General features: G+C 68.3%; 5 protein-coding genes. 1 reads left to right on the top strand and 4 read right to left on the bottom strand.

Annotated elements, in window-relative coordinates; all coding sequences use genetic code 11:
* On the bottom strand, nucleotides 1–134 hold a 134-nt coding region (locus VME70_01170), incomplete at its 3' end, for a DUF1707 domain-containing protein (GenBank protein HTW18806.1).
* Nucleotides 135–237: 103 nt separating this feature from the next.
* Nucleotides 238–1,131, bottom strand: a complete 894-nt coding sequence (locus tag VME70_01165) for a Gfo/Idh/MocA family oxidoreductase (protein HTW18805.1) — start codon at nucleotides 1,129–1,131, stop codon at nucleotides 238–240.
* Nucleotides 1,132–1,177: 46 nt separating this feature from the next.
* On the opposite strand from VME70_01165, the gene VME70_01160 reads away from it, so the two are divergent.
* Complete coding sequence (locus tag VME70_01160) at nucleotides 1,178–1,786, top strand: Maf family protein (GenBank protein HTW18804.1); 609 nt, start codon at nucleotides 1,178–1,180, stop codon at nucleotides 1,784–1,786.
* Here VME70_01160 and VME70_01155 read toward each other — a convergent pair.
* Both VME70_01155 and VME70_01150 read right to left on the bottom strand, forming a co-directional pair.
* Nucleotides 1,783–2,427: an MSMEG_1061 family FMN-dependent PPOX-type flavoprotein gene (locus tag VME70_01155; protein ID HTW18803.1), complete on the bottom strand. Its 645-nt coding sequence runs from the start codon at nucleotides 2,425–2,427 to the stop codon at nucleotides 1,783–1,785. The genes VME70_01160 and VME70_01155 overlap by 4 nt on opposite strands.
* Before the next feature lie 14 nt (nucleotides 2,428–2,441).
* A partial coding sequence (locus tag VME70_01150; protein ID HTW18802.1) for a polyphosphate kinase 2 occupies nucleotides 2,442–2,730 on the bottom strand: 289 nt, incomplete at its 5' end.

Below are 2,730 nucleotides of genomic sequence, written 5' to 3'. Positions count from 1 at the left end.
AGCTCGGCGTAGGTCTTCGCCGCGTACACGGCGTCCAGTCGCTCATCGAGCTCGTCCATGGTGAGCCGGCCGTCCCCGGCCGCCTCGCGCAGCATCTCGGCCACGCGCTCGCGGTCGGCGTCCGAGGCGCGCAGATGCTGTGGGTCGGCACGGCGGGGCTGCTCATAGAAATCAAGCCTAGGCCGACACGATCGGGTAGGTACAGTGCCCGCCCTGTCCGTTACAGGAACTTGCTGTTCAGTTCGGTCGAAGCTGGGCTTCCGCGTCGGTGAGCACCTTGACGATGTCGCGGCCGAAACGGACGTCGACCGGGTGGCTGAGCCGTCCCGCGGTCGCGCCGACGGCGAGTTCCGTGGCGGCGACGCTCAGCGCGGTCACCGGGTTGACGGCGGTGGCGGGCATAATCGACCGCCCGGCCTCGCCCCAGACGAATACCGTGGTCCCCGCGGCCGCCTCCGGGGCACTGATCGTCATGGTCGCGGTCGACGTGACACCACTTGAATGCCGCAGCACCAGGTGCGTGACGTCCGCCTTGCCTGCCACGGCGGTCACCGCCACCACCGGGCCGAGGCAGGCCCACAGCATGCCGACGAGATGCGGGCCGAGATCCCACAGCCCGCCCTTCTCCTGCCGCCACGGCGTGTTGAACGGGTTGCCCTCGACAACCGACGTGCCCAGCCAGATCCCGGCACCGCCGGACCAGCCGTGGCCCGACCAGCCGCCCCGTGCCTGCTCGTCGGTGAGCCAGGCACGGATCTCGGTATTGAACCGCCAGGTGAAGAAGACGACCGAGGCTACTCTCGCCTCGTCGGCGGCGGCGACCAGCTTGTCGGCGTCGTCCATGGTCAGCGCGATCGGCTTCTCGAGCAGCAGGTGCTTGCCGGCCTGCGCGGCACGGATCGCGAGCGGCGCCTGTACGTGCGGCGGGACCGCGAACGCGACCGCGTCAACGGCATCGAGGAACGCGTCGAAGTCGGCGTACGCTGTCGTCCGGTGCCCGGCGGCGAGGGTCGCGGCGGCAACCGGGTCACGGCCCCAGACGGCGTCGAAGGTGATACCGGGAGTGGCGGCGAGCGCTGGCGCGTGCGTAATGCTCGCCCAGTAACCGGTACCGACAAGGCCGAAACGCATGGCACCGATGCTACGCCGAGGCGTCAATCGCATAAGGTTCTGAGCCGTGCGTGTCGTACTCGCCTCAGCCTCTCCCGCCCGGCTTGCCGTGCTCCGCGGGGCCGGGCTCGATCCCGAGGTCATCGTCAGCGGCGTGGACGAGGACGCGTTCTCCGCGCCATCCACCGCCGAGCTCACCCAGGTACTCGCGTCCGCCAAGGCGTCGGCGGTCGCCAAGACGATGGACACAGGCATCGTCATCGGCTGCGACTCGATGCTCGACCTGGCGGGACGCGGCTACGGCAAGCCGGCTTCGGCGGAAGACGCGATCGCCGGCTGGCACGAGATGTCCGGCCGGTCCGGCACCCTCTACACCGGCCACTGCGTGATCGACGTCGCGACCGGCCGCCGGGCGGAGGCGGTGGCGGGCACGACGATCCGCTTCGGCACCCCCACGGATGCCGAAATTTCCGCTTATGTCAGCACCGGCGAACCGCTCGCCATGGCCGGCGCGTTCACCATCGAGGGCCTCGGCGGCTGGTTCGTCGACTCGATCGACGGCGACCACAACAACGTGATCGGCATCTCGGTCCCGCTGCTCCGCAGCCTCTTGCTAGGCCTCGGCGTCACCATCCCGGAGCTCTGGGCGGCTAGCGGCTACCGAGGGCGCGCTTAGTAGAGCTTCTTCGAGTAGTTTTCCAGCGCGTAGTGCGCTTCGAGCTCCTCGAGTGTCTCCGGCGGGCTCTGCACCGCGACGCACAGCGCCGCCACCGACGGCATGTCCTCGATCGACGGCCAAGACGGCGGATTCCACAGCCCCGACCGCATGAACGCCTTCGGGCAGTGCGAAAACACCTGGTCGATCGAGATCAGCAGCGCCAGCACCGGCCGCCTACCCTTGACCTCAAGCTCGGAGAACCACGGCGCGTCCCGGACGATGCGGGCCCGGCCGTTGATCCGCAGCGTGTCGGTCCGGCCCGGGATGAGCGCCAGCACCCCGACGTGCGGATTGGCGAGGATGTTGAGGTACCCGTCGCCGCGCCTGTTCCCCGGCCGTTCCGCGATCACGATCGTCTGCGGGTCCAGCACGTGGATGAGCTGCCCGGCCGGGTCGCCCTTGGGCGAGGCGTCGCAGTTCCCGTCCGCGTCCGACGTTGCCACCACGCAGAACGGCGACCGCTGCAGCCAGTCGATCTGGAGCGGGTGCAGGGCCGGCCGCACCTTGGTCGCGGACCGGTACTCCGGGTACCCGCCGATCGCCTCGCGCAGTTCTTCCTCGGTCGTGATCTCGGTAACGGTCTCGGTCGAACCCGTCAAAGCAACCTCCGTGATTACAGCCTCGTGAACGACTCGATGGATTCCTTCTCCGACAGGTCGGCGGGCGGTCCGATGACCTTCCTGTCCGGCTTGCCGACGATCTCCTCATCTTTGCCGTCATAGTCGAACTGCTCGAGGATGTGCCGCATGGCCTCGAGCCGTGCGCGCTTCTTGTCGTTGGACTTCACGACCGTCCAGGGCGCGTCGGCGGTGTCCGTATAGAAGAACATCGCTTCCTTAGCCTTGGTGTAATCCTCCCATTTGTCTAGTGACTCGATGTCCATCGGGGACAGCTTCCACTGC

The organism is Mycobacteriales bacterium (assembly GCA_035504215.1).
Lineage (GTDB): Bacteria > Actinomycetota > Actinomycetes > JAFAQI01 > JAFAQI01 > DATAUK01.
This window is presented reverse-complemented; position numbering and strand designations above follow the sequence as displayed.

Coding starts and splice junctions, on each gene's coding strand:
- VME70_01165 (HTW18805.1), bottom strand. CDS start 1,131: ATGCGTTTCGGCCTTGTCGGTACCGGTTACTGGGCGAGCATTACGCAC.